This is a genomic window from Rhodoferax sp. SPJ21 (assembly GCF_058216335.1).
The window spans coordinates 1,032,111-1,055,877 of record NZ_JBYZMO010000002.1 but is presented as its reverse complement, the minus strand read 5'-3'; the positions used below and the strand labels follow the sequence as shown (position 1 = coordinate 1,055,877).

26 protein-coding genes, 1 tRNA gene and 2 pseudogenes are annotated in these 23,767 nt (G+C 55.5%); 21 read left to right on the top strand and 8 right to left on the bottom strand.

Going from position 1 to position 23,767, the window contains the following annotated elements; genetic code table 11:
* Positions 1 to 75 precede the first annotated feature (75 nt).
* Positions 76 to 151: transfer RNA gene (locus tag AC4BBN_RS12770), tRNA-Thr, on the bottom strand.
* A gap of 399 nt (positions 152 to 550) precedes the next feature.
* On the opposite strand from AC4BBN_RS12770, the gene AC4BBN_RS12765 reads away from it, so the two are divergent.
* On the top strand, positions 551 to 1,054 hold the full coding sequence (locus AC4BBN_RS12765; RefSeq protein WP_490592350.1) for a hypothetical protein: 504 nt from the start codon (positions 551 to 553) through the stop codon (positions 1,052 to 1,054).
* Positions 1,055 to 1,057: 3 nt separating this feature from the next.
* A complete protein-coding gene (locus AC4BBN_RS12760) occupies positions 1,058 to 1,558 on the top strand; it encodes a hypothetical protein (RefSeq protein ID WP_490592349.1) in 501 nt (166 codons plus the stop codon).
* Here the strand turns inward: AC4BBN_RS12760 and AC4BBN_RS12755 are convergent.
* Entirely contained in the window at positions 1,555 to 1,845 is a 291-nt protein-coding gene (locus AC4BBN_RS12755; protein WP_490592348.1) for a helix-turn-helix domain-containing protein, read from the bottom strand. The genes AC4BBN_RS12760 and AC4BBN_RS12755 overlap by 4 nt on opposite strands.
* Positions 1,846 to 1,957: 112 nt before the next feature.
* On the opposite strand from AC4BBN_RS12755, the gene AC4BBN_RS12750 reads away from it, so the two are divergent.
* The 3 genes from AC4BBN_RS12750 (at position 1,958) to AC4BBN_RS12740 (ending at position 4,689) form a co-directional block, all read left to right on the top strand.
* On the top strand, positions 1,958 to 2,539 hold the full coding sequence (locus AC4BBN_RS12750) for a hypothetical protein (RefSeq protein ID WP_490592347.1): 582 nt from the start codon (positions 1,958 to 1,960) through the stop codon (positions 2,537 to 2,539).
* 4 nt (positions 2,540 to 2,543) lie between these two features.
* Positions 2,544 to 3,356, top strand: coding sequence for a hypothetical protein (locus AC4BBN_RS12745; protein WP_490592346.1), 813 nt, complete (start codon positions 2,544 to 2,546; stop codon positions 3,354 to 3,356).
* A gap of 277 nt (positions 3,357 to 3,633) precedes the next feature.
* Complete coding sequence (locus AC4BBN_RS12740; RefSeq protein WP_490592345.1) at positions 3,634 to 4,689, top strand: DNA cytosine methyltransferase; 1,056 nt, start codon at positions 3,634 to 3,636, stop codon at positions 4,687 to 4,689.
* Here AC4BBN_RS12740 and AC4BBN_RS12735 read toward each other — a convergent pair.
* Complete coding sequence (locus AC4BBN_RS12735) at positions 4,686 to 5,501, bottom strand: hypothetical protein (protein ID WP_490592344.1); 816 nt, start codon at positions 5,499 to 5,501, stop codon at positions 4,686 to 4,688. The two genes, AC4BBN_RS12740 and AC4BBN_RS12735, sit on opposite strands and share 4 nt — an antisense overlap.
* A gap of 310 nt (positions 5,502 to 5,811) precedes the next feature.
* Between AC4BBN_RS12735 and AC4BBN_RS12730 the strand changes: the two genes are divergently transcribed.
* From AC4BBN_RS12730 to AC4BBN_RS12720, 3 genes are all read left to right on the top strand, one after another.
* Positions 5,812 to 6,186 (top strand): hypothetical protein, encoded by a 375-nt coding sequence (locus AC4BBN_RS12730; protein ID WP_490592343.1) that lies wholly within the window; start codon positions 5,812 to 5,814, stop codon positions 6,184 to 6,186.
* A gap of 2 nt (positions 6,187 to 6,188) precedes the next feature.
* Positions 6,189 to 6,563: a hypothetical protein gene (locus AC4BBN_RS12725; protein WP_490592342.1), complete on the top strand. Its 375-nt coding sequence runs from the start codon at positions 6,189 to 6,191 to the stop codon at positions 6,561 to 6,563.
* A 117-nt stretch (positions 6,564 to 6,680) separates the two neighbouring features.
* Positions 6,681 to 7,625, top strand: a complete 945-nt coding sequence (locus tag AC4BBN_RS12720) for a site-specific integrase (protein ID WP_490592341.1) — start codon at positions 6,681 to 6,683, stop codon at positions 7,623 to 7,625.
* Between the two features lie 110 nt (positions 7,626 to 7,735).
* Here the strand turns inward: AC4BBN_RS12720 and AC4BBN_RS12715 are convergent.
* Positions 7,736 to 7,879, bottom strand: a pseudogene (locus AC4BBN_RS12715) (integrase); the annotation flags it as partial.
* 40 nt (positions 7,880 to 7,919) lie between these two features.
* On the opposite strand from AC4BBN_RS12715, the gene AC4BBN_RS12710 reads away from it, so the two are divergent.
* Complete coding sequence (locus AC4BBN_RS12710; RefSeq protein ID WP_490592340.1) at positions 7,920 to 9,302, top strand: DUF6602 domain-containing protein; 1,383 nt, start codon at positions 7,920 to 7,922, stop codon at positions 9,300 to 9,302.
* 149 nt (positions 9,303 to 9,451) lie between these two features.
* Here AC4BBN_RS12710 and AC4BBN_RS12705 read toward each other — a convergent pair.
* The 4 genes and pseudogenes from AC4BBN_RS12705 to AC4BBN_RS12690 all read right to left on the bottom strand — a co-directional run.
* Positions 9,452 to 9,610, bottom strand: a pseudogene (locus AC4BBN_RS12705) (transposase domain-containing protein); the annotation flags it as partial.
* A gap of 555 nt (positions 9,611 to 10,165) precedes the next feature.
* Positions 10,166 to 10,510, bottom strand: a complete 345-nt coding sequence (locus AC4BBN_RS12700; protein WP_490592339.1) for a DCL family protein — start codon at positions 10,508 to 10,510, stop codon at positions 10,166 to 10,168.
* Positions 10,511 to 10,530: 20 nt separating this feature from the next.
* A complete protein-coding gene (locus tag AC4BBN_RS12695) occupies positions 10,531 to 12,687 on the bottom strand; it encodes a DEAD/DEAH box helicase (protein ID WP_490592338.1) in 2,157 nt (718 codons plus the stop codon).
* Positions 12,684 to 13,487, bottom strand: a complete 804-nt coding sequence (locus tag AC4BBN_RS12690; RefSeq protein ID WP_490592337.1) for a HamA C-terminal domain-containing protein — start codon at positions 13,485 to 13,487, stop codon at positions 12,684 to 12,686. The genes AC4BBN_RS12695 and AC4BBN_RS12690 overlap by 4 nt, the downstream gene beginning before the upstream one ends.
* A gap of 575 nt (positions 13,488 to 14,062) precedes the next feature.
* Between AC4BBN_RS12690 and AC4BBN_RS12685 the strand changes: the two genes are divergently transcribed.
* The 12 genes from AC4BBN_RS12685 to AC4BBN_RS12630 all read left to right on the top strand — a co-directional run bounded on the left by AC4BBN_RS12685 (position 14,063) and on the right by AC4BBN_RS12630 (position 23,762).
* Positions 14,063 to 14,725 carry a hypothetical protein gene (locus AC4BBN_RS12685; RefSeq protein WP_490592336.1) on the top strand — a complete coding sequence of 221 codons (663 nt, stop codon included), beginning with the start codon at positions 14,063 to 14,065 and terminating at the stop codon, positions 14,723 to 14,725.
* Complete coding sequence (locus AC4BBN_RS12680) at positions 14,722 to 15,207, top strand: hypothetical protein (RefSeq protein WP_490592335.1); 486 nt, start codon at positions 14,722 to 14,724, stop codon at positions 15,205 to 15,207. The genes AC4BBN_RS12685 and AC4BBN_RS12680 overlap by 4 nt, the downstream gene beginning before the upstream one ends.
* Positions 15,208 to 15,781: 574 nt before the next feature.
* Positions 15,782 to 17,038, top strand: a complete 1,257-nt coding sequence (locus AC4BBN_RS12675) for a hypothetical protein (protein WP_490592334.1) — start codon at positions 15,782 to 15,784, stop codon at positions 17,036 to 17,038.
* A 36-nt stretch (positions 17,039 to 17,074) separates the two neighbouring features.
* Positions 17,075 to 17,362: an AbrB/MazE/SpoVT family DNA-binding domain-containing protein gene (locus AC4BBN_RS12670; protein WP_490592333.1), complete on the top strand. Its 288-nt coding sequence runs from the start codon at positions 17,075 to 17,077 to the stop codon at positions 17,360 to 17,362.
* A complete protein-coding gene (locus tag AC4BBN_RS12665) occupies positions 17,356 to 17,499 on the top strand; it encodes a hypothetical protein (protein ID WP_198462389.1) in 144 nt (47 codons plus the stop codon). The genes AC4BBN_RS12670 and AC4BBN_RS12665 overlap by 7 nt, the downstream gene beginning before the upstream one ends.
* Before the next feature lie 48 nt (positions 17,500 to 17,547).
* Complete coding sequence (locus AC4BBN_RS12660; protein ID WP_490592332.1) at positions 17,548 to 19,497, top strand: ATP-dependent nuclease; 1,950 nt, start codon at positions 17,548 to 17,550, stop codon at positions 19,495 to 19,497.
* Between the two features lie 298 nt (positions 19,498 to 19,795).
* Positions 19,796 to 19,933 carry a hypothetical protein gene (locus tag AC4BBN_RS12655; protein WP_490592331.1) on the top strand — a complete coding sequence of 46 codons (138 nt, stop codon included), beginning with the start codon at positions 19,796 to 19,798 and terminating at the stop codon, positions 19,931 to 19,933.
* A gap of 85 nt (positions 19,934 to 20,018) precedes the next feature.
* The gene (locus AC4BBN_RS12650) at positions 20,019 to 21,281 is read left to right on the top strand and encodes a diguanylate cyclase (RefSeq protein ID WP_490592330.1); all 1,263 of its coding nucleotides are present in this window, start codon (positions 20,019 to 20,021) and stop codon (positions 21,279 to 21,281) included.
* Between the two features lie 202 nt (positions 21,282 to 21,483).
* Positions 21,484 to 21,717 (top strand): 50S ribosomal protein L28, encoded by a 234-nt coding sequence (rpmB, locus tag AC4BBN_RS12645; RefSeq protein WP_272548698.1) that lies wholly within the window; start codon positions 21,484 to 21,486, stop codon positions 21,715 to 21,717.
* A gap of 11 nt (positions 21,718 to 21,728) precedes the next feature.
* Positions 21,729 to 21,899, top strand: coding sequence for a 50S ribosomal protein L33 (gene rpmG, locus AC4BBN_RS12640; protein WP_076198758.1), 171 nt, complete (start codon positions 21,729 to 21,731; stop codon positions 21,897 to 21,899).
* Between the two features lie 121 nt (positions 21,900 to 22,020).
* Complete coding sequence (locus tag AC4BBN_RS12635) at positions 22,021 to 22,875, top strand: 3',5'-nucleoside bisphosphate phosphatase (RefSeq protein ID WP_490592329.1); 855 nt, start codon at positions 22,021 to 22,023, stop codon at positions 22,873 to 22,875.
* On the top strand, positions 22,872 to 23,762 hold the full coding sequence (locus AC4BBN_RS12630) for a DMT family transporter (protein WP_490592328.1): 891 nt from the start codon (positions 22,872 to 22,874) through the stop codon (positions 23,760 to 23,762). The genes AC4BBN_RS12635 and AC4BBN_RS12630 overlap by 4 nt, the downstream gene beginning before the upstream one ends.
* Positions 23,763 to 23,767: the final 5 nt, after the last annotated feature.

Sequence of the window (23,767 nt, the reverse complement as noted above, 5' to 3'; positions counted from 1 at the left end):
TGTGCCACCGGCACAATGCCAGAAAAGCAAAAAGCCGCACTAGGCGGCTTTTAACTTGTTGATTTCATTGGGTTTTGGTGCCGGAGAGATGAATCGAACACCCGACCTTCTCATTACGAATGAGCTGCTCTACCGACTGAGCTACACCGGCACTACCCACAAAACTGCGTTCTGCAGAGCCTCGTATTCTATCGCCAAAACTTCCGAAACGGAAGCCAGACGCTAGCCTGCGACAAGAGATTGAACAGCAAGGATGTCTGATCTGCCAGCCACGCTGCCGCAGCCCCATCCCTCCAGCCATTTCTAGACCATCAATCTGGCGAAGTCAGCAGCCGGTTGCTCTTTTGACGCCAAAGCTGTTAGCTTAAAAAAACCAACGCGACAAAACCCGACGTTGTCGGCACGCGGCTGGCATGCGCACGGCACTCCCTCTCAGTCTCTGCGGATCAGCAGAGCAATCTCACACCCCATTCTTGTTCTGAGGCTCGGTCATCGACTGGGTTGACTTTGCCGTGCGCGTCATTTTCAACCTACGCACAGGAGCGCCTTCATGGCAACTACACCCACCACATCGACCCCATTTCAACCCGCATTCAAGCGAGTCGCCCAGCAAGACCGGCATGACGACACCTTCGCAGCCATTGCCACCCTGACCGGCAAGACGCTGGACTCGATCATGCGCCAGGCAGAAACCATGGGGTTGCCCAAGACCGGACCGTACTTTCCTTGGATTGACGGCGACATGATCGCCAAGCTGCTCGCCGCTCACGGACTTGTCGCCACCGTCTGGAAGGAATGCGCCAAGGGCTATGCCGATTTGCCGGAAGTTGCCTTGGTCATGGTGTCCTACGACGCCGATTGGGAAGTGGGGCGCTGTGCGGTCTACCACCGCAACACGGCCAGCGACGGCAAGACTGCACAACCGTATGTGGTGGACCCATACCCCCATGCCGATAGCCGCTTGCATCTGCGCGTCGGCACGGCGGATCTGGCAGGGCTGCCTCCGGCGTGGTACATCGGTGTGACACAGATACAAAAGCAGGCCGGGAAGTAAGCCATGCGCGGGCCTTACCTGTTTCCAATGCTGCAAGGCCAGACGGTTAAGGCGCTGCGCACTTGTGACCCCGCATCGAACGACCTGCTGATTCGGAAACAGTCGGGGCACGCGCACTTCGGTGCCGTTGTCCTGGAGTGCGAGCGCCATGCTTTGCTGTGCTATTGCCCCATGCGCTACTTGCTTTATCCCCATGGCAGCATCTTCGGTTGCTTCGGAGGTACGCAAGCGGCATTGCCTTTCCGGGCAAGCGTATGCGAAGCCTGCGACCTGGAGGATTGGCTCCCCATTACGGCAGGCGCACACTGGTCACATCACTTCGACCAGGAACTGCCCATGCGAGGGGATGTGCTGGTGGAGCCGCCTCAGTTAGTCCAGGGCAGTCGGACCATTGAGTGGCAGTTGGAGTTGCGTTTTTCGACAGGCCGGTGTTTGCGCCTATCGCAGGTCGACGAATGCAACCGCCTCCTGCTCGCTCCAGTCGAAGTCAGCAACGTGGTCTAACGCTTGCCCTTGCGAGCAGGTAAGTCCTGCACCAAATCGGCCACGGGCAGTCCCAACCCACCAGCCAGCCGCCAGACGTTGTACAGGCTCAGGTTGCGTTCGCCGCGCTCCACGGCGCCAACGTAGTTCTCGTGCAAGTCGGCCTTTTCGGCCAGCATCTCCAACGTCAACTGCTGTTCGGTGCGGAACTCGCGCACTCGTTTGCCGAAGGCCGCTTGCACCCGGTCGCGTTCCTTGGCGAACTGCGGTTCGAGAGGTTGGGGCCTGTTGACGACAACACGAGACATACCCTGAAGTCTCGATTTCGACCCACTATAAGTCCACAAACTATCAGTTTGCTTGTGGCATGCTATCGACAAACACATAGTGTGTTTTAAAGTCTATGAAGGAGATTTTTTCGTGTCCAAGCGTTCAGAAAAAGAAGCCCGTAACAACGACAATCTGGTTTCGCAGTTCTTTCCCGTCCTGGCAGTGACGGCACTGCTGTCTTACTTCCAGTACCGCAAGCTGAAGAAGCAGTACTTGGCGAATCCGCAAGCCAAGCGCATTGACGACTTGATGGCACACACGCCCATCCTGGTGGTGGCGACGTTCGGCATCATGCTGGTACTTGGAGGGGTGTACAGCCTTGCCATGTGGACGTTCAAGGGTCACGCAAGCTATGCGCCGGTTGTTGCCTTGGCTGCTTACGCCGGGTGGCTGGCCATCAAGCGGTTGCTCAATGCCCAGTCGGCTTGCTTGCTGGGTGTGGTGGTGGACTACCAGGCCGGAACGCTAACCTTCCCGACACTCCACCCTGCCTTGACCACAGTGGAACTGGCGCAGGTTGCGCAAATGACCCGCGAAGACGGCAACAAGCTGCATATCGCCGGTGAGTTTGGCTCCAACACGCTGACCTTCAGCAACAAGCGCCTGCGGGATGAATGCATCTACCTGTTGAAGTCCGGCACGGTGGCCAAGATGCATGCCGAAATGGAGTAGCCCAATGACATTGGCCCAAGAACACCCCATGAAAAAACACATTCTTGCCGCGCTAGCTGCGACTCAACTGGCCTTGCTCAGCGTTCCGGCGTTTGCGCAAGATGTTCCCAAGCACCTTCAACTGGCCCGCGACTTTGTGACCCACACCAAGCAGGAGAACAACAGCTACTCCAACACTCACATATACACCCGCATGCCCGGAGATCTGTTCGCTTCCGATTACGTGGTGGCAACGGACTGTGGTGGCTTCGTGGAAGACATGTTCCGCCGCTCCAAGTCGGGCGTGCTTGAGCAGGTGAAGACCAAGAAGTTCAAGACCCGATTCAGCATCTTCGACTGGCACCCCAGCATTGAAAAGGAAGAAGCTTTCACCCGCATCATGAAAGTGGCTGACATCCAGCCTGGCGACGTGGCGGCTTGGCTCTACACGGAGAAGGTCACCCACACACTGCCAGGACACGTGTTGTTCATTGATTCACCACCCGTGAAGCTGGAGAAGCCCCGGAAGCCTTTGGTGGATGGCCTAGACCAGTACGAAGTCACCATCATCGACACGTCTCAGGAAGCCAAAAGCCGCGATGACACCCGATTCGTCAGCGATGCCGCGTTACGTGATGAAAACGAGGCCAAGGGCAAGCAACGCGGCAGCGTGGCGAGTCCGAACTACAAGGGTGTCGGTCGAGGTCACATCCGGTTCTACGCGGACGGTGCAGGCGACATTAAAGGCATCGCGTTCAGCTTTGACAGGGCCAAGTTCCACGGGCTTGATGACTGGAGCATTGTGGTGGGGCGGCCTAGGCTAGTCTCGTCCAACTGAAGCAGCATCTTGGCGGCGCTGAGGTGCCGCCATGAGGCGATCCAGAGGCCCTCAAAGGCAACCATCTTGATCCTAGTTGAGAGCAGTTGCCCGCAGGCTCTCGGGAGGGGCCTACGTGAAGGACAATCTACCCATTGATGGCTATCGTTCGGCCAACGTGTAGACTGGATAAAATCACAGTAGCATACGAGACGCGGTCGCTGCGTCCGAAGTGGTGCTGCGCGGAACAATTTTGAACTTAGAAACCCCTTATTTAGGGCACAAAGACTTTTCCACTATGAAACACCGTGTTGTCTCACTATTTTGCGGAGCTGGGGGGATGGATTTTGGATCCCATGCAGCAGGTTTTGACACCGTACTGGCGCTGGACAAATTCGCGGCTTCTACAGAAACGTTCGCCAAGCATTTTTCATCTGCTGACGTTATTACTGGCGATATTTACCAATTCAATGCGTCCAAGAAAAACCCCTACCCGACCGCTGAGGTACTTACCGGGGGATATCCCTGTCAGTCGTTTTCAATGGGTGGATTGCGCGACCCCGGAAAAGATGATCGTTCAAACCTGTTTCTTGGGTTTGCCGATGCAGTAAATAAGATTAAGCCAAAGATTTTTATTGCGGAGAATGTTTCCGGCCTGGCGAAGCTTCAGAACGGGGAATGGTTCAAAAAGCAACTTCAAGTTTACGAAGAAGAGCTTGATGTCAAGTACCGCGTCTATTGGAAGCTTGTCAATGCGGCGGACTATGGCATTCCCCAAGTGCGAAAAAGGGTAATCATCGTTGGCGTGCGCAATGACATAGACGGCGACTTCATTTTCCCCGAAGAAACCCATGCGAAGGCCGAACTTGCAAAGAAGAAAAATCTTCTACCGTTTGCCTCACACGGGGATGCCATCAAGCATTTGCCCCCCCACCCGACTGGGGAATACTACGAGCGCCCGCACGATCCAGAAGGCAACTTCTCTTGGTATTTCATGTCCCGCAATCGGCGTCATCGCTGGGATAAACCAGCGTTTACCGTTGTTGCCAACTTCCGGCATATTACTCTGCACCCAGCATCTCCAGTAATGGAACTTGAATGGAGTAACTTGGCTGATGGATGGAAGCAGAAGTGGCGATTTACCGAAACTTTTGACCACGAGCAATTCTGCCTAGATTTCCCGAGGCTTGAGCAGCCCCGGCGCCTGTCTTGGCGAGAGGCTGCTGCAATCCAGACTTTCCCCGCGAACTTTGATCCAGCAGGAGACCTTGAGGAGAAGTTTGAGCAGATCGGAAATGCTGTACCGCCACTCTTGATGCAGCGAATCATGGAGCAAGCAAAGAAGCTTCTTTAATCGCCAAACATTCGAGAAACTTTTTGTCGAAGTGACTCGATTGCGGGCTTGTAGTCCGCGAGCGTAAACAAGCCTGTCCCGTGGAGCCTGTTTGAGATTTTTGGATAATATTTCAATTGCCCACCAGACAATCCGTACCACTCATATAGAACTTGGTCGTTAGCGTCCTTTCCGACTAATCGTCGCCCTTTAAACGACCAAGTTGCAGGTTCAGGAAGAACAGCATGAAAGCTAGACACCATGTAACTTCTTTCCCCTCTAACCATCGGGGAATAAAGTACTGAGATGTAGACGCAATCTTCTTCAACGAAGAACTTGGTTGCACCCGGAATGCTATTAAGGTAAGTTGTTTGAGAAGTCTGACGCTCAATCCGCTGCCGGTCGAGAATTGCTTGACCAAATTCTGCAGCCTGTCCAGCATCCCGGAATATTTGCTCAGTCAAGCCGCGGTCTTGACACATCGCCCAGTCTTTCGCCGCTGAGTTGGACAATTCGAGATACGACCGCATGGTCGCAGTCTGAGTCCCATAGCTGTTCAGGTGCTCGTGCTCTTTCGATTTGATAGAGGCACCACGCACGGCGATACCGCCATTTTCATTCGACTGAACCACAAAGTCGTAAAAGGCCTTGTTTTCCGTTGTCGTGCCATGCAACAGCTCCGCAAAACAACGCTCAATCTGGCGGAATTCGGCGCGTGAACTGCCGTCCGGTTCACGCAGGTTCCCCGACCCGTCGCGGTAGCTGGCTAAGAACTTCTTAAGCAGGCTCAGTTCCGATGTGTTGGGGCTTCGGGTGAGAAAGGCACGAGACATGATGGCTCCGTGAGTTGCAGAGCCGCCAGTTTATCCAAAAACACTTTGGAAAAGTAGTGGGCCAGAACTTTTTCGTTCTGACGTAAAGAAGACCCTCTGCGTCGAAGTTGCACCGTGCTGGACAGCTATCGTTGCCGGTAGCTACAGTGACCACACGGCACCGCCAGCCATGCTGGCAGCGGTAGGCCGGGCCGCGTGAGTCGCTGGCACACACAATTCATCCAAACCAAAGGGCTACGGCATACGTCGTGGCCCTTTGTCGTTTCTGGAGTTGCGCTCATGCGGCTGAACCTCAACAAGGAAATCAGCCATGAAGACCGACCCTCTGCCTCCGCTGCCAAGCACCGCGCATGAGCACCTGCGCCCCGACCAGATTTGCGACGAACCGCCAGCGTTGTTTTCACTGGGCCATGTAGTTGCCACCCCTGCTGCACTGGCACTGATTCAAGAACACGGCGCATCCACTCTTCAACTGCTAACCCGGCACCAAACCGGTGACTGGCAGGAACTATGCGAACAAGACCGTGATGCCAACTGGCAGGCCGTCTTCACTGGAGAGCGCGTCCTGAGCGCGTTCAACCTCGGAAGCGCAGATCGAGCAGCGAAGATTTGGGTCATCTCGGAAGGGCATCAGCCTGTTCAGATGTACTCGGTCACGACGATCCTGTTGCCAGAGGACTATTGAGCATGGCAGCAGACCACACGACCACGCGCCCGACCCGGCAATTGCTGCTGCGGCTACCACTGCTGCCCATCAACCCTGAGCACCGGATCGACTACGAGGCAGCAGACCCCGCGCTGCTGGTGCAATTGGCCGACGATGCCGAAACCGTGGTGAACACCATTAGTCTGGGCCTTTCAGCTTTGGGCACCGTCCTGGCGCACGCCGCATCTGAGGTGGGCAGTGAAATCGCCAGCGACACCATAGAGGCCATCGGCTGGTATATCGCCGAAAGCAGCGATGCCTCGGCCACCCTGCTTAGCCTGATTGCAGCCTGCCGCCACCACACTGCGGACTACACACCGCCTCAGCCGCAACCGGCACCCCTCGCCAGTTTCTGATGCCGACCGGCGCAAAGTCGGTAGCCAAACTAGTCACGTCAACAAGTGGTCACTTTCTGACACTCCATCGGGGGCTGTTGAAAACATAGCTCCCGACCATTTTCAACACATACCCACATGCCGACACCATTTTCCGACACCGCTGCCGGTGACTTGCAGCGCGTCTCATCTTCCGCAAAGGTCAACGGTTACACCCAAGCTGCACTTGCGGACAACACACACCGCAGTTATAGGGCCGATATGGCGCACTTTCGCGCCCACGGCGGCAGCATCCCAACGACGGCAGTGCAACTGGCCGAATACCTTGCAAGTTTCGCAGACACTTTGGCCGTGGCTACCTTACAGCACAGGCTTATCGCCATCCACCGGGCACACCAGGAGGCTGGGCACACGTCGCCTGCCATGGACTCACTTGTCAAGCGCACCATGCAGGGCATCCGCCGCACAAAGGGAACGGCCCAGCGACGAGTCACAGCACTAGTCAAGGATGACATCATTGAGCTGGTGTTGATCGCTGAGAAGCAAAAGCCTCTGAAGGCCGCGCGAGATACGGCGCTGATCCTTGTCGGCTTTGCTGGCGCATTCCGGCGATCCGAGCTGGTGAGTATCCGTCGTGAGGACATCACAACCTTCGACCATGGAGTAGAGATCCACATACGGCGCACCAAGACCCAGCAGGAGAAAGGGCACACGGTGTTTATACCGTGCGCCAAGTCTTCGCGTTGTCCGGTCAAGGCGTTGGAGAAATGGCTGGTACTCAGCGGGATTGAGGACGGGCCTGTATTCCGCGCGATCAATCGGCATGACAAGGTCGTTAAAAGCAAGGGGCTAACAGCGCAGTCGGTGGCTCTCGTGCTCAAGGATGCGACAACCCGTGCCAAGAGCGTGGAGGCCGCAAAGTCAGTGGCAGGACATAGTTTGCGGGCGGGCTATTGCACCGAGGCGGCTAGCCTGGGGGTTGCTACCCACGTCATCATGGACCAGACAGGGCATCGATCCAGTGCGACGTTGGCTAAATACATTAGGCCGATGTCGCGCAGGAAGACGCCGAGTTTGCTTTGACAGCTCAGGGCCAGTAGCGGGTTTTGACGAATGTCCGCTACTGGCAGCCCATTTGCGACACCTAACCCCGTAGCAAAGAGCATTCCCTCTGGCTCCTGATTTAGACAGGATCACACCTCAGTCTGTTCCGACATTTCCAATGCATCCTCGACCTCGCTACCCAAGTAGCGAACGGTGCTCTCCAGCTTTGTGTGCCCCAGGAGAAGTTGTACAGCCCTGATATTCTTGGTGCGCCGGTAGATACCAGACGCTTTAAATGCGGTGACAGATGTGTTTATCGCGCCTGACCGGTAGTTGATTGCTCGCTATGATTTGCTCAGGGAGCGCTCAAATAGTGAGCAAGCAAGGATGATCAAGAATGCATCAGAAATATTGGCACTGTTCATCGCAGAAGAGACCAAGAAGGTTGAAGGCATGGAAATGCCGCACATGCCAACCCTTGGTGATGCCTACGAAGAAATCACAAAGCAGGGAATTGACAGCGAATTCGTCATCCCAAAGGGCTTAGACCTTCGAGTTGTCAAAGGCTTTGTCACCGTCGCAGGGGTTCAACTCCCAAACCAAATTGACTGCATGCTCGTCGTAGGTGACGGTATCCGGTACGGAATAACCGACAAGTACATCTATGAAATCGAAAAGGTCCTGTGCATTTTTGAGGTCAAGAAAACGCTGACTAAGGGTGAGTTTGAGAACGCCATAGTTCATCTTGGCGAAGTACGCCGAAGGTTCTCAGAGGACTTTGCCGCAAAGGTGGATGCCGGACTGCTGAAACCAGACATCGGCCATGCGAGAAAGACCTTCAGTCAGATTACTGGAAAAATTGCACCTGAAGAGATCCAGCAGGTCAATGGTTTGCCAAAGCTGGAGGCCATGCTTTTCCACGCTCTGATTCAGGAACAGTTTGCCCCAGTGACGATTATTCATGGCTACCAGGGCTACAAGACCGAAGCCGGATTGCGCAATGCGTTTACCGACATCATTCAGGAACGGGCAAAGAAGAGCGGCAATGGTCTTGGGGTCACTGGTCTTACGTCACTTGTCACTGCCAGTGATTTTTGCTTGATCAAAAGTAATGGTTACCCATACCTGGCAATTAAAGATGATCATTCGTGGGTCGCGTTTTCGTCTACCAGACACAATCCAGCCTTGATTATTTTGGAGCTGATTTGGTCCAAAATTTCGCACCATTTTGAGGTTGCCATGCCCTACGGCAATGACCAAGCAATGGAGACGCTCGCCCCACTAATAGTCGCAGATGCGGCTCAAAAAGGCGCGAAATATGGGTGGAACTATGAGGTTCTAGTACTCAAGGAGAAAAGCCTTGCAGTACGGGATGTACACACTTACTGGAATCCAGAAAAGGTAGGTGCAGCCGAGGCTTCCTTGATCAACATCATGATGTTCAATGGTGGTCTAGCAATCAAAAACAAAGAGTTGGAACAGCACTTATTGCAGGTGTTTAGCAGAACCTACGATAAGGTTGTTCAAAACCTCTTGGCGACAAGAATGTTTGCCTTGGAAGGTAAGGCACTAAGACCTCTTGCGGTTCACACTATGATCCTTCCCAATGATGAAGATGGGACTGCCTACATTGCACTTGACAGGAATCGTTTTGATAACTGGTGCCAATTGAATGGCCGCGACCACCACTACGTGAATTTGATGTACATGGGGTAGCAGAGTTCATCGACAACGAAGAGGACAAGTCAATGCTGGATCTTGAGGGCCTAGCAGTCGCTGCTCGACTCTCAGCGGCAGATTTCGTCGCACTTAGGTAAGCACACGGCAAACCCATATTGACCGCTGACGGCCGTGGCGGTTAAAGCTCAGGAATCGGTGGGCTGCCAGTGATGCGGCAGCAGTTGGTCAATGTCCCGGGCCCTGTGCGTAGGCAGCCGTGTCAGCACATCCTTCAGGTATGCATAGGGGTCATGCCCGTTCATACGTGCTGACTGCACCAGACTCATCACCGCCGCCGCCCGCTGGCGTTCATCCCTTGCTGGCCCGCCAGTGCCGCGATGGAGGCACCGGGCTGTTGGCAGGCTCTCACCAACTCGGCCTTGAATTCTGGTGTGTACGTCCTATGCGTGCGGCGGGTCGGGTATCTGGGAGTCTCTGATTCTTTGAGCATGGTGTGCACGATCTGTTGCGTGCACACGATCTTGTGAGAGGGAGGGGATCAGTTCAAGATGGGTTCGCCGGACGCTTACGCACTTAGTAGCACTCTTGTTTCCACTGGGGCATCGTCCGAGAACGCCCGCTATTGAGCGCCCAAACTGAACCGGTAGATTTCCGCTTTGGGTCGGCTGCCGCCAAATAGGCTCACTTAGCTAAGTCGATACAAGCAGCCACTGATCGCTGCCAGTATGGTCAGTAGAAGTCCGGGTTAGGCTGGATGCAGCCGATCAAGGTTATCAAATGAGTGGCGGCGAAGTCCGAAACCGCTCGGCAGCCAGGCCGCCTACCCACTTTACCTACGAAAACGCGCGTCTGCATCGCGTGATGCCAATGGATATTCTGGCAATCTACCTGCCGCGCTGTCAGCTCGCTTTACCTGCTGCAACATCAAGTGCTTTGATTGTGCTGAAGTCGATGCTAGTGCCATCCGTTCGCACGACGAAAAAACACGCGGTATGACCGGGATGGTCCCTATCCAACCGCTTCTCGAAATGGTCGATTCCGCAACCGGCTTTAGTTGGCTCGCCAGGGGCAAGTACAGAGTCATAAACCGATAGGAGCGCAGCAAGATCCGCGTGATCTGACGGATCATTTACTGAGTCTCCCACGTTGTACCGGCTGAGCATGTCCTTGAAGTGGGCGAGCGCATCGCCCTTCTTGGTCCAATGACGGCCAGTCGTAAGGGATATTGGTTTAGCCTTGCCCATATTTCTCCAGACAGTAATTGTCAATCATCTTGTTCAACGTCTAGTGCAGCCAACGGTGCACATAAAGGTCGGAGGAGGTCTTGTTCGAACGCGGTGAGGCCGCTGAACTCGTCAGGCCTGCGATTAGCAAGGTTGCCCAAGGCATCATCCAACGTTTTGGGCCCGCCCAGCTGGGCTACGAGGCGAGACGCGACTTGAATGGGGACACCATATTCTTCAAGCGCGGTGACGACCGGGTTCATGAACAAAGACTCCATCTGGCTGCAGAAGAATGCGTAATTGCCGGGCCTAATGCCTCGTCGTATAAGGACGTCGCTTTGAATTCGGTCCACCGCACTCATGAGCCTTGGTGCCTTGAAACTGAGCCACTGACGTGCAAATTCCAGAAATGATTCCAAAGCCTCGTCAGCGTCGTCTCCCGCCTTCCCTGCTATAGCGCCGTTCATCTGGGCAGCATAGTCGGGGTTCGTCCTATACCTATTCACCAGAAAAGTCAGTTGGCTTGCCGTGCGCACGCCTGCTCCAGCCTTCACCTTGAAGTGTCGCCATGCAAGGTCAAAAATTTCCTTTGTCTGCTCGTACGTGGGCTGCCCACTCCAGGATAAAAGCGGGGTTAGTTCTTGAATGCGTGCATCGATTTCCTTTGCCAGTTCAATCTGGCCATTCGGGTCAATACCAACGTTCTGTTGAATAGTTTCAGGACGGAGAACCGTCTGCCTCCAAATCTGACTCACCCGCGTCTTCGCATCATCCGAAAGGTCCTGTTGCTCAAGTTGGACGAGTAATGCATCAGGAGCACTTTCATTCTGCGTGAATACCGGAACGTCGACAAACTCAAGTTCACGGATCGGCGGTGAATTGAAGAGATAGACATGGCCGACGTAATGCTGCCACATGCGACCGGAGCGGCCTCGGATGTTGTTGAAAGTGAAGTAGTCGTATTTCTTCTTATTAATCTTGTTGTCCACGACGACTACATTTCGAGCAGCTGTGTTCACGCCTTCGATGAGCGTCGAAGTGCAGACGAGATATTCAAGGAATCCAGCATTGAACAGGCGAACTAACAGCTGAGCGATGGATCGAGGGAGCTTGCCGTGATGGATGCCAACGCCATGAGAGAGAGCATTGACCAGCCCCCACTTCGGCGAGTAGTTAGTACTTAACCAAACTATCGCGTCGCTAAGCGCACCTTTCGGATTGAACTCTCCACGCTCCTCAGCGATGGCTCGCCCGAGCTTTCTGGCACCAGGGACCGATCCACTGAACACCAGGGAAGGTCCTTCAAGTTGGGGTACCAAGGCCTTTAGGCGGGAGATGTCGTCATTGCCTTCAGGAACGAGGTGCGTGTCTGAGGACACCGTGCTGAAGTCGGTTCGAATGAATAGGCATCGGTAGTTTGGGCCGAATCCATCAGGCAACTCGTGGATACTGGGTCCCAGCATGTAGAACTGCCTGGCGCGTTTAGCAAGTTTATAGAACGCATGGTTCAGAAGGACCGCACGCTCGTCCTCGTCGGAAGAATTCTCAATGTGCAGCTTGTAAAACTCATCGATCACGAAGAAGTCAACATCCCGAATGTGCGGATTCTCAACAACTCGCTCCTGAGTGTGGATAAATATATTGCTTTCGGCCGGCTCTTGACTGAGGTGAGTGATGACCTTGTAGCGGTCTCGGAACTTCAATAGACGACGACGGGTTTCGTCTACCAGCGCGAGGGTTGGAACCACCACAACGATGTTGCGGTGTTTATTCGATGCGATGACCGCGTCGATGATTAGGCTCTTCCCAAAACTTGTGGGGGCGCTAAGCACCACGCTGCGTCCCGCCATCAACTCGCGATAGACCTCAGCCTGCTTCGCGGTGAACACGATGTTCTCAGGCATCGCATTTGGCCTGTGAGCCTCCACTGCGAGTTGATCTACAGCATCAGCTTTGTTGAAATCAAGATATGGAAAGAGGCCGACGTTGCGAAGCAGGGTTTGGATAATGGGCTCGTAACCCCAGAACTTGTCCGCGTGCTCTAAAACGCGAATGAGGATGTCACGCGCCTCCTGGAGCTTGTCTTCCTCGTCTGCCAGCGACGTAAAAGCAGAAAGGTCTGCTAAGAACTGGAAAGGATCGAAGTCGCCACCATTGTTGCGGCCCGATAGAGTTTCGCGAAGGTCAACGTATCTCATATGTTCTGCGCTGCAACGAGCCTCTGGTGAAGCTGGTCAAGAAGGTCCGCTTTACTTGACATCGGGAAGAGAAAGAGCTCAATGCGGACGCGTTGCATTTTGTTGGCCTTCTTGAATCGCGCATGAAGTTGAGCCAACTCGTCCTCTATCCTCTGGGTGTATTCAGCACTTGCCTGCGTATAAGCCTGCGTAGTCGCACTTTCGTAGGTCAGCAGAACCGGGACGACAATTGTGGAGACGACCTTGTCTAGCGACGTATTTCTGTGCAGGAGTTCCTTGAGTTTTGCAGTGCCAGACCACGCAGGGTCGAGCTTGCGAGTGATGAGCAGGAACTCCTTCTTGAGGTAATCGTCTCTGAAGTGGAGCTCCAGTTCAGCAACGACGTCCGCAATGGCTTTACCAATATCTTTGTAGAACTTCACTTCCCCTAACCAGAGCTCAAGTCCCTGGGGAGTATCAATGACGTGGATGGCGTCGAAGCCCTTGACGGTGTTGTTGACCGAGTCCTTGAAGAAAATCTTGCTAATGGCTAGCTGCGTCTGCTTCGTCTCCCTTAGCAGGGCGTGCAGCAGGAGCTCGCCGAACTCGCCACGCCGGTCGTATTTGTCCGTGTCGTAAACGGTCTGGGCTGCGGCGCGAAGCTGACTTACCGCATTGGTGCCTTTTATGGATTCGTGCTCTGAAAAAGAGAGGCAAAATTCCGGCAACCATTCCATCAGATAATGTGAGAGTTGCTTGGCACGCCAAGCACCAGATTCAAAGCCGGCACAGATGCCATGCAACATCGGATCGAGATGCATGTTCCTGCAATGCACATCAAAAAAAGCGGGCATTTACAAGTGCGCTCTACGGCGCGTTAAGAAATCCTCCCTCCGCGAAAATCGCAAGGTGTATACAGAACTCCATGCGTTTTCGCGAAAGATCGTGAGCGGGCCATATCTTGGCTCCGTCATGGAGGATACAGTATGAAATCCACGGTAGTCTGCAATCGCTGCGCTACGGGCGCTGCCACACTGGTCGCTGGCATGACTGCGTAGCGATAACACGCACTTGTCGATAGTCAGCCGAAACTTGCAACCGGTGCGCACCAGCTGACACGGGAGCGCCCAACAGCGGCATCCGGTATGATCTTCACCGCGAGCTGCTGAATTTCATCTCAGTTCGTCAGTCACAAATGAAGCGCACACACGTGCCCCTGATTTCGTGACTGCCACTCCTACGGTCACCAATGCGTGAACGGAAACCATTTGATTGTCGTCCCTCAACTACGAGGTTCGGCCGGGTTGCCGTACGCATGAACAGGCTAGTGCCTGAACGTGATCGTTAAATGCGCGGACCCTAGGTCGAGCCACGCTGCTCAGACAAGGAGTCTTTCATGCGCAGCACAACGCACTCTCTTCCCGCCCAAACGCGGACCAGCAAGCAGCTCGCACTGCCGTCGATTACCTGCAAGCCAATTCGCATCTGCAAGTCACAGGTTGTCGAGCACGATACAGCCCGGACCAAGAAAGTCACTGAAAAACCAGTGACGATGTTCATCGAGGCAAAGGCCGTCGAAGCCACCCAGCTGGTTATCGCTGCACCTAGCTGCTCGCCAGACCTGCCGACCTCACCCCAACCCAGCAAGCCGGAGGTCAGCGAACTCACTCAGGCCATGGCATTGGTCGCCGAGTTGACGGCACTTGCGGGCCGGCTGTACCCACTCACTGTGCTTCCCGCAACCAGCAGCGAATCACCGCCCCCCAAGCAGAAGCGCAAATACACGCCGCGCAAAACGGATCAAAAAGTCGAAGCTGTTCCGTTGATTGACCGCAAATGGATCACTTTCAAGCAGGCTGCTGCACTGTATCCCAAGTCGGAACAGGCATTCCGGCACTTGGCGCACAAGTCCTCCCAATATCTGAAGTACCCAAAAGCGAATTTGCGCAGCAACGGTTTTGAGGCCTGCGTCGTTCGCCAGCCGGGTTCACGCAATGTGTACCTGAACGCCGAAGAACTGGAACGCTGGATGGCACAGGGCCAAGGAGAAGCGCAATGAAATCGCAATCCCAGCAACACGCCCTGCTTGGCGCCTCGCAAACCGTACCCTTCGATTTTGATCGTGATGCCACCGCGTCTTGGGACGCCGATGCAGACCTTGAAGTCGCGGGCATGGCCTTTGCATTCTGGTGTGAACTGGAGCAAGCAGAGGCACTGGAAATTGTCCTCAACGCATTGCCCGAACTGCTTTGGCGCGACCAGACACTCATGCGTGGCTGGCAGTCAGAGTGTCACCCGTATGAACTGCAAGCCAAGAACGCGCAGATGCCGGTGATCGTCTTTGCACGCGACCGCGTGGACGATGGCGTGATCCACATTTATGAAGACAAGCAGGAGCTGATCGTCAACCTCCCGAACTCTGCTCTGTGGGACGCCCACGGCCTGGGCTGGCTGACCAGCTGCCCGCAATGTTGTGGCCAGAACATCCACAACCCTGCTCCGTGGCGCGGTCCCTTCTGCGAATGCACGCAGGCCAGCTGAAACCATCGACATCAACACTGGCGATGCAACCAACGGCTGAATTTTGCACTGCCAACTGTGCAATTTTCAGCCGTGTTGATTGAGCGTAACGCGCTGAATTACGACTACGGCGCAAATTTCGCTCGGCGTACCAAGACCTCACTGCGGAAGCACCAAGCCCACGGCCCAAGGTCTGCGCCAAAGTCAACGGGCGGACAGCTTGCCACCGAAATATGCACTTTAGTAACTAATGCGCGATGCGGTCACGACCAGACACCAAGTCCTCACCGCTCTACGGAACCAAACCATGTCAGATTCTTTACACGCTTTCATCCCTATCCCTCCCATGTCAGATGAGGAATACGAAGCTTCCAGCTACCCATTCAAAGCCCTCAGACCATTTGACAACGACGGGGTAAGCACTAACCCGTTCCAGACGTGGCGGACCGCCAAAGGGCTCGTACCAGGCACAAAATTCCTGATTCGAGCCAGATGGCGCGGCAACCCACTGGACAACCGCTTGGCAGGCTTTGAAGTCAAGAGCAACCTTAGCTGTGCCACGGGCCACAACGTTGTACTGGTAAATGGCACCCCCATGGCCACCGAATTGATGTTCTTGCAGGCGAAATGCTGGCTGCGGGACAACGGTTGCACGTACTTTGGCCTCGACAAGCTGGACTTGGAATCTGTGGTGCTGAAAAGCGTTACCCCCACGTTCCTGCATCGTTTGGCAAACAAGCAAGAGGCACAGGCCGCACGCAATGCGTTCCGCGCCGCCACAGAGCTACGGAATGTGCCATCCCTCAACGGAAAAGCCCGCCGCAAGAAGGCATTCAGCGTGGGCGATGGTGAAGACGATACCGTCTACTTGAAGGATCGCGAAACCCCACTGGGCGGCTACGTCAAGGATCGCCATTCTGAGATTGAACAGGTCTTCCCCAGCGCCGAACTGCGTGATGCAATCTTTGACGAAGGCGAGTGCTACCTGCGCTTGGAACCCACGTTGAACGGTGTATGGCTGCGTAAGCACAAACGGACCCGCGTCGAAGACTGGCGCATGTACGGTCAGGACACTGTCTACCGTGAGGCCTATGCTGTCGTTCGCAAACGGCTGCGACTAGACGAAGGTCTACGGGCACGCAAACCCAAGGAAACCGACATTGCCAAGCTGGCCCCGCTCGATCAGGAGGTGCTGCGCTGGCATCTGGATGACGACGCAAACCATCAGGCCCGAAACCACCCGGCCATCTTGGAAAAACCGTCAAAACTCGCCCGCCAGCAGTACTTTTCCTCGATGAAGCGCCGAATTGCCAAGAAGCTGCATGTGGACATCTCGGTGCCCTGGGAAAAACAGGCAAAAGCAACTTCCGCGAAGTTCAATGCACTGGCGCAGTACCCCGGCATGTACGCACCGCCGCCTGGGTTGGAGTACTTCGTGTTCTGCCCTGCCATGGCGCGAAGGCTGATTCATGCACTCAAGGTCAAGCTGGATGCTGGCCGCACGAGGAGCATTGGCCGCACCCACATACCGCCAGAATTGTGCACGCCGCCTGTTGTCCGCTTAGGTCGTCTTGTCGTCAGCGCCGAGGCCCGGGAGCTCCTTGACCACATCGGCAAGTCCTTGCTGCCCTTCCTGAAGGCCCACGAGTGCGGCGTGTTCGGGGACGTGTCACGGGAAAAAGTCTTGACGCTGAGCCGGGCCGCAGCGGCGCAGGAGACGGTGCAGTCCCGATATGTGCTGGGCGACCGACAGATCACCGTGACCACGGAATACGTTGCGCAAGGTGCAGGAGAGCTTCGCCAACCGCTGACCACTGTTCGCTGCCCAGAGGCACCGCCGATGGCCGTTTAGACGCTCGCAGCAGGTGGTTGGCTGGCTTGTTGACTCATGCCGCCGACCACCACCCCGCTGAACCGCTGTAGTCAATTTTGTCGATCATTGAACAGCAAGGGAAAAACCATGGCAAATCGGGTGGGGAAATGGGGTGGCTCTCTATCGGTAAGGCTGCCGAAGAACATCGTCGAGCTCTTGGACATCCGCGAGAAGGACTTCCTACGCATCCGTGTCTGCGATGACAACACCATCCAGATCAAGACGATCAAGTCAGTCCCCGCCGAAGTTGCTGGAATGGGTGCGATGGTCAAGGCTGAGCCTGAGGAGCCTACGGAATGGTGAAATTCCTGTCCGCCCTGATTGAAGACCAGCCCACGCAGCTGTGGGTGATCGGACAAACGCCCCAGCGGGCTGTGCTCGATGTGGTGCACTTGATCTTGCGAGTGGGCCTGCTGACGGCCTGCGCTGGCTGCTGGTAACCTTGCAATCGCACGAAGTCCAAGATCAATACATTCAGTGGAGGAAAAATGGCAGGTGCAAATCGTTCCAAACTTGTGCGCATCACCGTGCGCAACATCGGCTGTATCGGCAACGAAGGCGTTGAAATAGAGCTCGACAATGTCGTCTGTCTGGTTGGCAAAAATAACGCAGGAAAATCAACCATTCTGCGAGCCTACGAATTGGCAAAAGGTAGCGCAGCATTCGATGTATCAAGGGATCGCTGTCAGTACGCGCCACCAGATCAGCCGTCCGAGGTTTTGTTGGAAGTGCATATTCCCGAAGGAATTGGTAACGTAGACGACAAATGGAAGACTCATAAAGACGGCTTGCTGATCGTAAAAAGTCGGTGGCAGTGGATTGGACCGAGCTTTCAAAAGGTGCGTACCACATGGGATCCGACTGGTGGGGCTGACGGCTTAGGGACATGGGCAGAAGACGGCAAGGCTGGCGGGGCCGATCCAGTTTTCAGTTCCAGATTGCCCAGGCCATTACGTATTGGCTCTCTCGATGACTCGGAAAAGACGGAGGAAATGCTGCTCGCTCTTGCGCTCGGACCACTATTAGCCGGGCTTGAGAAGGAACGCAGCAATCCAGAATCAGACCTTGCAAAGGCAATAGCAAGCGTATCGCAACGCATGGATGTGATTAGTGGAGCTCACGAGGAGCACTTCAACGATATTGCTAGTCGTGTGTCCACAGGCTTCAAAGGCGTATTTCCTCGCCTTGACGTGCGACTGAAAATCGGAGCCGCGCCATTGGTGCCAAAAGTTGCAGACCTTGTGAAAAGTGGGTCTAGCCTGAAAGTAAAAGACGGTGTAGCAGAGACGGAGCTAGGCCAACAAGGGACTGGTGCACGAAGGGCACTTTTCTGGTCAATGCTCCAAGTTCACAACGAGTTGTCCCGCGACAAAGAAGTTCGCACCGACTACCGCAAACGATTGGAAAAGGAAATTTCTGATACGGAGAAGAAGCTGGTGAAGTCAAAGGAGGCCGAAAAGGCCGTCCTTACTGAGTCCGTGAACACGGCAAAAGCATTGCTCGAAGCACATGATGGCGGAGCACCGATCCCAGATAGCCCTGACGATCCCGCTTTTCCTGGTTATCTCTTGTTAATCGACGAACCAGAGAATGCACTACACCCGATGGCGGCACGAGCGGCACAGCGTCATCTGTATGAATTGGCTGAAAGTCCGGACTGGCAGGTCATCATGACAACCCACTCGCCGCACTTCATCAACCCTTTCGAGGATCACACAACAATTGTCCGCCTAGAACGAGCAGGGGATGCCGAAGCAGCGCCAGTTGCCCCCAAGACATACCGATCGGATCTGATCGAGTTCGAGGGAGAAGACAAAGAGCGTCTTCAAGCTTTGCAGCACATTGACCCCAGCTTCTCCGAAGTGTTTTTTGGTTCCTACCCCGTCCTTGTAGAGGGTGATACAGAGCACGCTGCATTTATGGCATCAATTCTTGAACGAGAGCATGCTCTGATGGATCAGGTGACCATTATTCGCGCTCGGGGCAAGGCAATCCTCGTTCCACTTATCAAGGTGATGACCCATTTCAAGATTGATTTCGGCGTTGTTCACGATTGCGACTCGCCCTTCAATAAGAATGGCCATAAAAACGGAATGTGGACCGAAAACGAAAAGATAAGAGCTTTGCTTCTGAAGGCCCGTGAGGCTGGATTGATCGCCCGACATCGAATTAGTGTTCCAGATTTCGAGCGATTCCTTGGGGGAGAAGAGGAGTCAAAAGACAAGCCACTGAACACTTATCTTGTCGTTTCAAAAAATGATGTACTGGCTGAGCGTGTGCAGTCGCTTCTAACAGCATTGCTTTCATCCGATCAACTTGAACCGTTCGCAGATGGCGAACTCGGCGCGGAGGGATATTTGCCGTGGCTTCAGTCCAAGGCTCAGGCTTGGGCTGCCGGAAACGGGCTATCTGCGGACATTCGGTTCAAGGGCGCGTGAACTGCAAAAAAATCGACACCTTGGTGTGCCATGGCACAATGACGGCACAACCGTTGTGCGGATCTAGGAAGACCACTGAAAGGTGAAAGCTTCTTAAAGCGTAGAGGTTGTTGATTTCATTGATCCCGATTCTTCACAGACCTTCGTCACCAACATTTAGGGCTGATTCGTAATGAGAAGGTCGGGTGTTCGATTCATCTCTCCGGCACCACGTTAAATTTAAAAGCCCGCTGTCCTAAAGATAGCGGGCTTTTGCGTTTTGCAGACGGTTCGCATATTGCTTTGGAAAGACCGCGCCATGAACCAACCACCTCCCCGTGAAGAAATTCAGCCAAGGTTTGGTCGGCTGCTGGCCGTATGCGCCTTGGCCGTGGTGTTTTGCGGCGTGCTGGTCTGGTTTGCCGGCACCTATCTGGTGGATTGTTGCGGCCCCTGAACCCGGCGAAAACACACTCTGCGGCGACCCCGTCGCTCCGGTATAAAGAGGAAGAGCCCCAGTTCACACCGTCAAGTCCTGCTACATGAACGCCCCGACCGACCCCGCTGCGGACAACGACGATCTGCTGAGCTCCCTGCCCAATGGCGTGCTGGTGCTATCCGAAGGCGTGATCCAGTGGGTCAACCCGGCCATCGTATTGCTGCTGGAGGCCGGCAGCCCGCATGACCTGTTGGGGCGCATGGCCACCAACTTCGTCTACTCCGCAGACCAATCCCACGCCTTGCAGCGCCTGCAAAAACAACGCCCCGGCGAAAATGCTTTGCCACCCACCCAATACCGGGTGCAGACCTGTGAAGGCAATATCCGCATCGTTCTGGTCAGCAGTAGGCCAATACGCTACCTGGGCGGCGATGCCATTCTGGTATCCGCGATGGACATGAGCGACCACAGCGCCATGGAAGAACGGCTGCGGATCAGCGAACAAAACTTCCGCCGTATGTTTGACAACATGCAAGACGTCTATTACCGAACAGATGCCCAGGGCGTGGTGCAGATGGTCGGACCCGGGGTACGCCGCGTACTAGGCTACGAGCCCGAGGAGATCATGGGCCGCACGGCGGAGTCGTATTACCCGCGCAGCTCGGACCGAGACGCCTTCAAGAAAGTCATACAGGAAAAAGGGGAAGCCGCCGACTTTCCCGGCCAAATGGTCCGCAAGGATGGCCAGGTCATCGATATCTCCATCAGCAGCCACGCCATGCACGACGAGAACGGCCAGTTTTGTGGCATTGAAGGTATTTACCGGGATGTCACGCAGCGCAAAAACCTGGAACGCGCCCTGCAGCGCTTGGCCACCACCGATTCACTGACCGGCATCAGCAACCGGCGTGACTTCATGGACAAGGCCCTGCAAGCGTTTCAGCTGGCCCAACGCTACCAGCAGACGCTGGCCTTGCTGATGCTGGACCTGGACCATTTCAAATCCATCAATGACCGGCACGGCCACACCGCGGGCGACGAAGCGCTTGTCAACTTCGCCCACATGGTGAAGTCACTGCTGCGCGATTCAGACTTGTTTGGACGGCTGGGCGGCGAGGAATTCTGCGTCGTGATGCAGTCCGCCAGAAGCCAGGAAGCCAAGTTGCTCGCCCAGCGCATCCGGGACCATCTGGAAAATTTCGTATTTCAGGATGTGGCGGGCCAAGACTTCCGGGTTACCGTGAGCATCGGCATCACCTTCAACCGCACCGAGGACAAACACATACAGAAGCTGATCGAGAGAGCAGACAAGGCCCTCTACCAGGCCAAACGTGATGGCCGTAACCGGGTGCGGGAACAGCCATAGCTGACAACTCGGCACGAAGACGCTATAATCGCAGGCTTTACTGGATTTGGCGCGCCCGTTTTAATTAGTTTTAATGGGCACAATATCGCCGGTAAATGACTTTTACCGCCACTTAAAGCAGGTGGCGAGGTGCGGCAATTTGCCGTTAATTGCAGTGGATAAGCATACAACGCACACCACTGCACAAAATTGGAGTGTCCTCATGGCACGCGTATGCGAAGTAACGGGCAAAGGCCCGATGGTTGGGAACAACGTCTCCCACGCCAACAACAAAACCAAACGTCGGTTCCTGCCGAACCTGCAATACCGCCGCTTCTGGGTCGAAACCGAAAACCGTTGGGTGCGTCTGCGCATTTCCAATGCCGGTCTGCGTTTGATCGACAAAAACGGTATCGACTCTGTGCTCGCCGATTTGCGCGCACGTGGCCAAGCATAAGGAGCTGAATCATGGCAACCAAAGGCGGACGCGAAAAAATCAAGCTGGAATCCACAGCTGGTACTGGTCACTTCTACACCACGACCAAGAACAAGAAAACCATGCCCGAGAAAATGTTGATCAGCAAGTTTGATCCAAAAGCTCGCAAGCATGTGGACTACAAAGAAATCAAGCTGAAGTAATCCAGCCTGGCTCTTTGCCCCGAAACCCGCTCTAACCCAGCGGGTTTTTTTATGCCCTCCTGCATTCCACCCAATAGCCACCGCGCGGACCGGGGGAAGCGCTAGGGCCTAAAATCAAGACGTGACAACCATACTCAATGCTGACCTCCACTGCCACTCTGTGGTTTCCGACGGCACCCTAACGCCGGAGCAGTTGGCAGCACGCGCCAGCGCCAACGGCGTGGAATTGTGGGCACTCACTGACCACGACGAAATCGGCGGCCAGGCGCGGGCCTTGGCAGCCGCCAAAGCCCATGGCATGAAATATCTGACCGGGGTTGAAATCTCAGTCACCTTTGCGGGTGAAACGGTGCACATCGTTGGGCTGGGGTTTGACGCGGATAGCCCACTCATACAAGACGGACTCGGTGCCACGCGCGGCGGCCGTGGCCAGCGCGCAATGGAAATGGCAGCAGGCTTGGCCGCAGCAGGCATTCCCGGTACGTACGAAGGGGCACTGAGATTCGTCGGCAACCCGGCCTTGATTTCGCGCACCCACTTCGCCCGCTTCCTGGTGGAGTCCGGCGTGTGCAGCGACACCTACGAAGTGTTCCGCCGCTACCTGACCGAAGGCAAACCGGGCTACGTACCCCACCGCTGGGCAGCACTGAAAGATGCGGTGCAGTGGATCACCCAGACCGGCGGCGTGGCCGTGATCGCCCACCCAGGCCGCTACAAGTTCACGGCCAACGAAGAATACGCGCTGTTCAGTGAATTCAAGGCCCACGGAGGCCAGGCGGTCGAAGTCGTCACGGGCAGCCATACCGTGGCCGAATATGTGGAATATGCCGATGTGGCCCGGGAATTCGGTCTGGCGGCCTCGCGCGGCAGCGACTTCCACAGCCCCGACGAGAGCCATACCGACCTGGGCACGCTGCCCTATTTGTCCGGCAATCTGACACCTGTCTGGGATCTGCTCGCGGACCGCATCCAGTGAGCCGCCCCGCGTCAGCTCTGACCGGCATCGTGCTGGTCACCGTAGCGGTAGCGTGCTTTGCCACCCTGGACACCACCACCAAGTGGACCACGGCCAGCGTGCCCCTGCTGATGGGGCTGTGGTTCCGCTATTTCTTCCAGGCTTCGGTCACCACCGCCGCCATGCTGCCCTTGCGCGGCCTGGCATTGCTGCGTACCGCACACCCCAAATTCCAATGCCTGCGCGGCGTACTGCTGCTGACCAGCAGCATGTTCTCCTTCCTCAGCCTAAAACACATGCCGGTGGGTGAATTCACGGCCATCGTGATGATCACCCCCCTGGTGATCACGCTGGTCGCGGCGCTTCTGGGCGACCGCGTATCGCTATTGCGTTGGCTGCTGGTGGTCGGTGGATTTGTTGGCACCCTGGTGATCATCCGCCCCGGTGGCGAGACCTTCAGCTGGGCGACGCTGTTACCGCTGGGCCTGGTCGGCACGAACGCCTGGTTCCAGGTCTTGACCAGCCGCCTGGCCAAGACCGAAGACCCGTTCACCATGCACTTCTATACCGGCTGGATCGGTACCCTGGTGGCCTCGCTGGCCGTGCCTTTCGTTTGGGTGCCGGTACACGATCTGCACCTGTGGGGTGGCATGGTGCTGATGGGCTTGATGGCCACCATAGGCCATTTCCTGCTGATCCTGGCCTATGCGCGCACCCCGGCGGCCACGCTGACACCGTTTCTCTACGGCCAGATCGGCTTTGCCATGCTCGGCGGCTGGCTGGTGTTCTCGCATGTACCGGACCGCTGGGCGACCCTGGGTATTCTGCTGGTCGCCTTCTGCGGCGCTGCCGGCGCCTGGCTCACCGTGCGCGAAAGTCGCATTTCCGTACAACCAGCCGAATCCTGATAATC

Coding starts and splice junctions, on each gene's coding strand:
- AC4BBN_RS12650 (WP_490592330.1), top strand. CDS start 20,019: ATGAACGCCCCGACCGACCCCGCTGCGGACAACGACGATCTGCTGAGC.
- AC4BBN_RS12695 (WP_490592338.1), bottom strand. CDS start 12,687: ATGAGATACGTTGACCTTCGCGAAACTCTATCGGGCCGCAACAATGGT.
- rpmG (WP_076198758.1), top strand. CDS start 21,729: ATGGCAACCAAAGGCGGACGCGAAAAAATCAAGCTGGAATCCACAGCT.
- AC4BBN_RS12665 (WP_198462389.1), top strand. CDS start 17,356: ATGGTGAAATTCCTGTCCGCCCTGATTGAAGACCAGCCCACGCAGCTG.
- AC4BBN_RS12725 (WP_490592342.1), top strand. CDS start 6,189: ATGGCAGCAGACCACACGACCACGCGCCCGACCCGGCAATTGCTGCTG.
- AC4BBN_RS12760 (WP_490592349.1), top strand. CDS start 1,058: ATGCGCGGGCCTTACCTGTTTCCAATGCTGCAAGGCCAGACGGTTAAG.
- AC4BBN_RS12675 (WP_490592334.1), top strand. CDS start 15,782: ATGGCCACCGAATTGATGTTCTTGCAGGCGAAATGCTGGCTGCGGGAC.
- AC4BBN_RS12735 (WP_490592344.1), bottom strand. CDS start 5,501: ATGTCTCGTGCCTTTCTCACCCGAAGCCCCAACACATCGGAACTGAGC.
- AC4BBN_RS12685 (WP_490592336.1), top strand. CDS start 14,063: ATGCGCAGCACAACGCACTCTCTTCCCGCCCAAACGCGGACCAGCAAG.
- AC4BBN_RS12655 (WP_490592331.1), top strand. CDS start 19,796: ATGAACCAACCACCTCCCCGTGAAGAAATTCAGCCAAGGTTTGGTCGG.
- AC4BBN_RS12740 (WP_490592345.1), top strand. CDS start 3,634: ATGAAACACCGTGTTGTCTCACTATTTTGCGGAGCTGGGGGGATGGAT.
- AC4BBN_RS12680 (WP_490592335.1), top strand. CDS start 14,722: ATGAAATCGCAATCCCAGCAACACGCCCTGCTTGGCGCCTCGCAAACC.
- AC4BBN_RS12670 (WP_490592333.1), top strand. CDS start 17,075: ATGCCGCCGACCACCACCCCGCTGAACCGCTGTAGTCAATTTTGTCGA.
- AC4BBN_RS12745 (WP_490592346.1), top strand. CDS start 2,544: ATGACATTGGCCCAAGAACACCCCATGAAAAAACACATTCTTGCCGCG.
- AC4BBN_RS12660 (WP_490592332.1), top strand. CDS start 17,548: ATGGCAGGTGCAAATCGTTCCAAACTTGTGCGCATCACCGTGCGCAAC.
- AC4BBN_RS12765 (WP_490592350.1), top strand. CDS start 551: ATGGCAACTACACCCACCACATCGACCCCATTTCAACCCGCATTCAAG.
- AC4BBN_RS12690 (WP_490592337.1), bottom strand. CDS start 13,487: ATGCATCTCGATCCGATGTTGCATGGCATCTGTGCCGGCTTTGAATCT.
- AC4BBN_RS12720 (WP_490592341.1), top strand. CDS start 6,681: ATGCCGACACCATTTTCCGACACCGCTGCCGGTGACTTGCAGCGCGTC.
- AC4BBN_RS12755 (WP_490592348.1), bottom strand. CDS start 1,845: ATGTCTCGTGTTGTCGTCAACAGGCCCCAACCTCTCGAACCGCAGTTC.
- rpmB (WP_272548698.1), top strand. CDS start 21,484: ATGGCACGCGTATGCGAAGTAACGGGCAAAGGCCCGATGGTTGGGAAC.
- AC4BBN_RS12730 (WP_490592343.1), top strand. CDS start 5,812: ATGAAGACCGACCCTCTGCCTCCGCTGCCAAGCACCGCGCATGAGCAC.
- AC4BBN_RS12700 (WP_490592339.1), bottom strand. CDS start 10,510: ATGGGCAAGGCTAAACCAATATCCCTTACGACTGGCCGTCATTGGACC.